Raw genomic sequence first — 6,370 nt, forward strand, 5'->3', positions numbered from 1 at the left:
CGCCCGTTCCCCACCCCACGGCAGGCCGTCTGAAACCGCAAACGCAAAATGCGGGTTTCAGACGGCCTGCATGAATACATTCAAACCAACATTATGAAAGACAAGGCCGTATCATGAGCCAATCACCTCTTCACGTTGTTATCCTCGCCGCGGGCAAAGGCACGCGCATGTATTCCAAACTGCCCAAAGTACTGCACGAAATCGGCGGCGAACCGATGGTGGCGCGCGTTATCGACACCGCCCGCAGCCTCAACCCCGCAGGCATTCATGTGGTTATCGGCCACGGCAAAGAAATGGTGCGCGAAAAAGTAAAGCGCGACGTGAACTGGGTGGAACAAACCGAACAGCTCGGCACCGGCCACGCCGTGAAAATGGCCTTGCCGCACCTGCCCTCGGAAGGCCGCACGCTGGTGCTCTACGGCGACGTGCCGCTCACCGACACCGCCACGCTTGAAGCCCTGCTCGAAGCCGCAGGCAGCGAAGTCGGCCTGCTTACCGACGTGCTCGACAACCCCGCAGGCTACGGCCGCATCATCCGCGAAGGCGGCAAAGTGGTGGCGATTGTCGAAGAAAAAGACGCAAACCCCGAACAAAAAGCCGTGAAAGAAACCAACACCGGCATTTTGGTGCTGCCCAACGCCAAGCTCGAAAGCTGGCTGAACAGCTTGAGCAGCAACAACGCACAGGGTGAATACTACCTCACCGACCTGATTGCGCTGGCCAACGCCGACGGTATCGCCGTTCGCCCCGTGCAGGTGGCCGCCTCTTATCTGGCCGCCGGCGTCAACAACAAAGTGCAGCTGGCCGAACTGGAACGCATTTTCCAAACCAATCAGGCGCAAGCGCTGCTTACCGCCGGCGTTACCCTGCGCGACCCCGCCCGCTTCGATTTGAGAGGCCGTCTGAAACACGGCCAAGATGTCGTTATCGATGTGAACGTGGTGCTCGAAGGCGAAGTGGAGCTGGGCGACAATGTGGAAATCGGCGCCAACTGCGTGATTAAAAACGCCAAAATCGGCGCCGGCACCAAAATCGCCCCGTTTTCCAGCCTGGAAAACTGCGAAATCGGCACCGCCGCCGCCATCGGCCCCTATGCCCGCCTGCGCCCCGGCGCGAAACTGGCCGACGAAGTGCACATCGGCAACTTCGTCGAGGTGAAAAACACCGTGATGGGCAAAGGCAGCAAAGCCAACCACCTTACCTATCTGGGCGACGCCGAAGTCGGCAGCCAAACCAATATCGGCGCCGGCACCATCACCGCCAACTACGACGGCGTCAACAAACACAAAACCGTAATCGGCGACGACGTGCGCATCGGCTCGAACGTGGTGCTGGTCGCCCCTGTGGCGCTGGGCAACAAAGTAACCATCGGCGGCGGCAGCACCATCACCAAAAACTGCGAAGACAACACCCTCGTGCTCGCCCGCGCCCGCCAAACCATCATCGAAGGCTGGATACGGCCGGAGAAAGAAAGCAAGAAATAAACCGCATTGTTTGCCGCCGTTTTTTCAGACGGCCTGCCCATAATCAGTTAGGCCGTCTGAAAAACATAGTGTGCATCACTTAAGATATATAAACCCTTTTTTCCGTCAGGCCGTCTGAAAGTCAGCCGACCTGATTTATCTCCACCCTCTTGATACTAAGGAACTTTTATGTGCGGTATCGTAGGCGCCATCCGCGCCAACCACAACGTTGTGGATTTTTTAACAGACGGCCTCAAACGCTTGGAATACCGGGGCTATGATTCATCAGGCATCGCCGTGTTCAACGGCGAAAAAATCAAACGCGTGCGCCGTGTCGGCCGCGTGCAATTGATGGAAGATGCCGCCAAAGAAAAAGGCCTGTTTGGCCACATCGGCATCGGCCACACCCGCTGGGCCACCCACGGCGGCGTAACCGAACCCAACGCCCACCCGCATATTTCAGGCGGCCTGATTGCCGTAGTGCACAACGGCATTATCGAAAACTTTGAAGACGAGCGCGTCCGCCTGCAAGGCTTGGGCTACGAATTTGAGTCGCAAACCGACACCGAAGTGATCGCCCACAGCGTCAAACACGAATACAGCCTAAACGGCGGCAACCTGTTTGAAGCCGTTAAGTCGGCCACCAAAAATTTCCACGGCGCCTACGCCATCGCCGTGATTGCGCAAGACAACCCCGACGAAATGGTGGTTGCCCGCATGGGCTGCCCGCTGCTGATTGCGCTGGGCGACAACGAAACCTTTATCGCCTCCGACGTTTCCGCCGTAATTGCCTTCACCCGCAACATCGCCTACCTTGAAGACGGCGACATCGCCGTATTGCGCGCCGGCGGCATCGAAAAACTGATCGACAAAACCGGCAACCCCGCCCAACGCAAAGTGAAAGTATCCGAGCTGTCGCTCGCCTCGCTCGAACTCGGCCCCTACAGCCACTTTATGCAGAAAGAAATCCACGAACAGCCCCGCGCCATCGCCGACACCGCCGAGGTGTTCCTCGACGGCGGCTTCGAGCCGGAGAACTTCGGCAAAAATGCCCGCGAAGTGTTCAACGATATCGACAGCATCAAAATCCTCGCCTGCGGCACCTCCTACTATTCCGCCCTCACCAGCAAATACTGGCTGGAGAGCATCGCCAAAGTGCCGACCGATGTGGAAATCGCCAGCGAATACCGCTACCGCGACGTCATCGCCAACCCCAAACAGCTGATTATCACCATTTCCCAGTCCGGCGAAACGCTCGACACCATGGAAGCGCTGAAATACGCCCAATCGCTCGGCCACAAACACAGCCTTTCCATCTGCAACGTGATGGAATCCGCCCTGCCCCGCGAAAGCGAACTGGTGCTCTACACCCGTGCCGGCGCCGAAATCGGCGTAGCTTCTACCAAAGCCTTCACCACCCAGCTGGTCGTATTGTTCGGCTTGGCCGTTACCCTCGGCAAAATGCGCGGTTTGGTGAGCAGCGAGCAGGCCCGCGCCTATCTCGAAGAATTGCGCCAGCTGCCCGGCAGCATCCAACATGTGATGAATCTCGAGCCGCAAATCGCCGCCTGGGCGCAGAAGTTCGCCAAGAAAACCAGCGCCCTCTTCCTCGGCCGCGGCATCCACTACCCAATTGCCCTCGAAGGTGCGCTGAAACTGAAAGAAATCACCTATATCCACGCCGAAGCCTACCCCGCAGGCGAGCTGAAGCACGGCCCGCTGGCGCTGGTGGACGAAAATATGCCCGTGGTCGTGATTGCCCCCAACGACAGCCTGTTGGATAAAGTGAAAGCCAATATGCAGGAAGTGGGCGCACGCGGCGGCGAGCTGTTTGTGTTTACCGACCTCGACAGCCACTTCAACGAAGGCGAAGGCGTACACGTTATCCGCACCCCGCGCCATGTGGGCGTGTTGTCGCCCATCGTGCACACCATTCCCGTGCAGTTATTGTCGTACCACGCCGCCCTCGCGCGCGGCACCGATGTGGACAAACCGCGCAATCTGGCCAAATCGGTAACGGTGGAATAACGCCTGTTTGGTGGTTTGATAGATGTTTTGATTAAAAGCACAGGCCGTCTGAAAATATTTTCAGACGGCCTTTTTGTCTCACTGCCGATCAACCGGCTTTCAAACCCTCTTCGCCAATTCCTCGGCCTTGCCCACATACAGCGCGGGCGTGAGTGCAAGCAGCTGCTGTTTGGCTTCGGCGGGGATTTCCAGCGATTCCACAAACACTTTCAGCACCTCAGGGGTAATGCCGTCTTTGCCGCGGGTGAGGTCTTTCAGTTTTTCATACGGGTTGGCCACGCCGTAGCGGCGCATCACGGTTTGGATAGGCTCGGCCAACAATTCCCAAGTGACGTCCAAATCGGCGGCCAGCGCGGCAGGGTTGGCTTCGAGTTTGTTGAGGCCGCGCAGGTGCGCCACCCAGCCCAACACGGTATAGCCCGCGCCCACGCCCATATTGCGCAACACGGTGCTGTCGGTGAGGTCGCGCTGCCAGCGCGAAACGGGCAGTTTTTCGGCCAAAAAGCCCAACACGGCATTAGCCATGCCCAGATTGCCTTCGGAGTTTTCAAAATCAATCGGGTTGACTTTGTGCGGCATGGTCGAAGAGCCGACTTCTCCTGCCTTTACTTTCTGCTTGAAATAGCCGAGCGAAATATAGCCCCAAACATCGCGGTTGAAGTCGATTAAGATGGTGTTGATGCGGCCGATGGTTTGGAAAAACTCGGCCATATAGTCGTGCGGCTCGATTTGGATGGTGTAGGGGTTGAAGGTTAAGCCCAGCGATTCTTCGACGAATTTTCGGCAATGCGTTTCCCAATCCACATCGGGATAGGCCACCATATGGGCGTTGTAGTTGCCGACGGCGCCGTTGATTTTGCCCAAAAACTGCTGCGATTCGAGCTGTTTGGCTTGGCGTTGCAGGCGGTAAACCACGTTGGCGGTTTCTTTGCCCAGCGTGGTGGGAGTGGCGGGCTGGCCGTGGGTGCGGCTCATCATCGGCACGGCGGCCAGATTGTGCGCCATTTCGGTGAGTTTGGCGGTGATTTCGGCCAACTTGGGCAACAGCACGGTTTCGCGCGCTTCGGCCAGCATCAGCGCATGGGAAAGGTTGTTGATGTCTTCGCTGGTGCAGGCGAAGTGGATAAACTCGCTGGCGGCGGCCACTTCGGGCACGCCGGAGAAACGCTCTTTCAGCCAGTATTCGATGGCTTTCACATCGTGGTTGGTGGTGGCTTCGATGGCTTTCACCGCTGCGGCGTCTTCCAGCGAAAAGTCTTCAATCACGCGGTCGATTTCGGCAACGGTAAAGCTGCTGAACGCGGGCACTTCGGTGATTTTCGGCTCGGCAGCCAATGCTTTGAGCCAGTTGAGTTCGACTTTCACGCGCGCCCTCATCAGGCCGTATTCTGAAAAAATCGGGCGCAGCGCTTCAACGGATTGGGCATAGCGGCCGTCGAGCGGGGAAAGGGCGGAAATGGGGTTGATCATAATCGGTCATCCTGTAAACAGCAGAAAATTCAAGACGGTGATTATACATCAATGTGCGGCGGCCTTTGTTTTTTATGGGAAAGCAAACACGTCTTTTATAGTAAATCAACTTAAGAAAAAGTATGCGCGTCATACTCGGGCTTGACCCAAATATGACGGAGCGGTTACTAAGTAGTTCAGCCTTCGCCAAATCCGCAGCAGGCCGTCTGAAAGCAGACCGCTCGGCATTTCCGCCCTGCCCGTTTTCAGACGGCCCGATTTATCCAACCCCAACGTTTTTATTACATTTTTATACGCATAAACCGTTATAATCATGCGTCTTTTAATAACTGCCAACTGCCATGAACATCCGTCTCTCCCTGCCCGTTTTTGCCGCCGTGCTGCTTGCCGCCTGCGGCACGTCGAAACAACCCGCACCGCCCGCCCAACCGCCCGTGCAGGCCAAACCCAAAGCCGTGGTCGGCCTGGCGCTCGGTGGCGGCGCATCGAAGGGCTTTGCCCATATCGGTGTGATTAAAGTTTTGAAAGCAAACAATATTCCCGTCAATCTGGTTACCGGCACCAGCGCAGGCTCGATTGTGGGCAGCCTGTATGCGGGCGGTATGTCGCCCGACCGCTTGGAACTGGAGGCCGAAATTCTGGGCAAAACCGATTTGGTCGATTTAACCCTTTCCACCACCGGCTTTATCCGCGGGCAAAAGCTGCAAGACTACATCAACCGCAAAGTCGGCAACCGCCCCTTGCAGGATCTGCCGCTTAAATTCGCCGCCGTCGCCACCGATTTGGAAAGCGGCAAAATGGTGGCCTTCAACCGTGGCAACACCGGCCAGGCCGTGCGCGCTTCGGTGAGCATTCCCAACGTGTTCCAGCCCGCCGTAATCGGCGGCAGGCGTTATGTCGACGGCGGCCTCTCCGCCCCCGTGCCGGTGAGCGCGGCCAAAAACATGGGCGCCAACTTTGTGATTGCAGTGGATATTTCCGCCAAACCCGCCAAACTGTCGGACGCAGGCTTTTTCTCTTATCTCGACCAAAGCCTCAATATCATGAGCACCGCCGCGTTACGCAACGAGCTGGCCAAAGCCGACATCGTTATCAAACCGCAGGTGCAGCACTTGGGCGCGGTGGGCGGTTTCGACCAGAAAACGCAGGCCATCAAACTCGGCGAACAGGCGGCGCAGGCCGCGCTGCCCGAAATCAAGCGCAAATTGCAGGCTTACCGTTATTGACGCTGCCGCTTATGCCGATGCCGAAACCGTCGCCTTCATAGCGGCTGTGGTTTTCGATATCGCTGTGGCTGAGGGTGGCCGTCTGAAAGCGGTTTCTGCCGTTTTGTTCGGCGGCTTCGGTGGCGGTGATGATACCGCCTTTTAAGTCGGTGTGTTCTTTGATGTTCGCTTGGAAGCCGTCGT

At 57.3% G+C, this 6,370-nt stretch carries 5 protein-coding genes; 3 read left to right on the forward strand and 2 right to left on the reverse strand.

Features of this window, described 5'->3' with window-relative positions; genetic code table 11:
* Positions 1 to 113: 113 nt before the first annotated feature.
* Both glmU and glmS read left to right on the forward strand, forming a co-directional pair.
* Positions 114 to 1,484 (forward strand): bifunctional UDP-N-acetylglucosamine diphosphorylase/glucosamine-1-phosphate N-acetyltransferase GlmU, encoded by a 1,371-nt coding sequence (gene glmU, locus NQ012_RS12575; protein ID WP_257067922.1) that lies wholly within the window; start codon positions 114 to 116, stop codon positions 1,482 to 1,484.
* 168 nt (positions 1,485 to 1,652) lie between these two features.
* Positions 1,653 to 3,491 (forward strand): glutamine--fructose-6-phosphate transaminase (isomerizing), encoded by a 1,839-nt coding sequence (gene glmS / locus NQ012_RS12580; RefSeq protein WP_257067923.1) that lies wholly within the window; start codon positions 1,653 to 1,655, stop codon positions 3,489 to 3,491.
* Between the two features lie 99 nt (positions 3,492 to 3,590).
* Here the strand turns inward: glmS and purB are convergent, their stop codons facing one another.
* The gene (gene purB, locus NQ012_RS12585; RefSeq protein ID WP_257067924.1) at positions 3,591 to 4,961 is read right to left on the reverse strand and encodes an adenylosuccinate lyase; all 1,371 of its coding nucleotides are present in this window, start codon (positions 4,959 to 4,961) and stop codon (positions 3,591 to 3,593) included.
* Between the two features lie 341 nt (positions 4,962 to 5,302).
* On the opposite strand from purB, the gene NQ012_RS12590 reads away from it, so the two are divergent.
* Positions 5,303 to 6,187, forward strand: coding sequence for a patatin-like phospholipase family protein (locus tag NQ012_RS12590; protein WP_257067925.1), 885 nt, complete (start codon positions 5,303 to 5,305; stop codon positions 6,185 to 6,187).
* On the opposite strand, the gene NQ012_RS12595 is transcribed toward NQ012_RS12590, so the two are convergent.
* Positions 6,156 to 6,370, reverse strand: a 215-nt coding sequence (locus NQ012_RS12595; protein ID WP_373566655.1) for a hypothetical protein, incomplete at its 5' end; no start/stop codon positions are given. The two genes, NQ012_RS12590 and NQ012_RS12595, sit on opposite strands and share 32 nt — an antisense overlap.

Source organism: Neisseria dentiae (assembly GCF_024580525.1).
GTDB lineage: Bacteria > Pseudomonadota > Gammaproteobacteria > Burkholderiales > Neisseriaceae > Neisseria > Neisseria dentiae_A.

Excerpts from the sequence above, each read along its gene's own strand:
- glmU (WP_257067922.1), top strand. The coding sequence starts at position 114 with ATGAGCCAATCACCTCTTCACGTTGTTATCCTCGCCGCGGGCAAAGGC.
- glmS (WP_257067923.1), top strand. The coding sequence starts at position 1,653 with ATGTGCGGTATCGTAGGCGCCATCCGCGCCAACCACAACGTTGTGGAT.
- purB (WP_257067924.1), bottom strand. The coding sequence starts at position 4,961 with ATGATCAACCCCATTTCCGCCCTTTCCCCGCTCGACGGCCGCTATGCC.
- NQ012_RS12590 (WP_257067925.1), top strand. The coding sequence starts at position 5,303 with ATGAACATCCGTCTCTCCCTGCCCGTTTTTGCCGCCGTGCTGCTTGCC.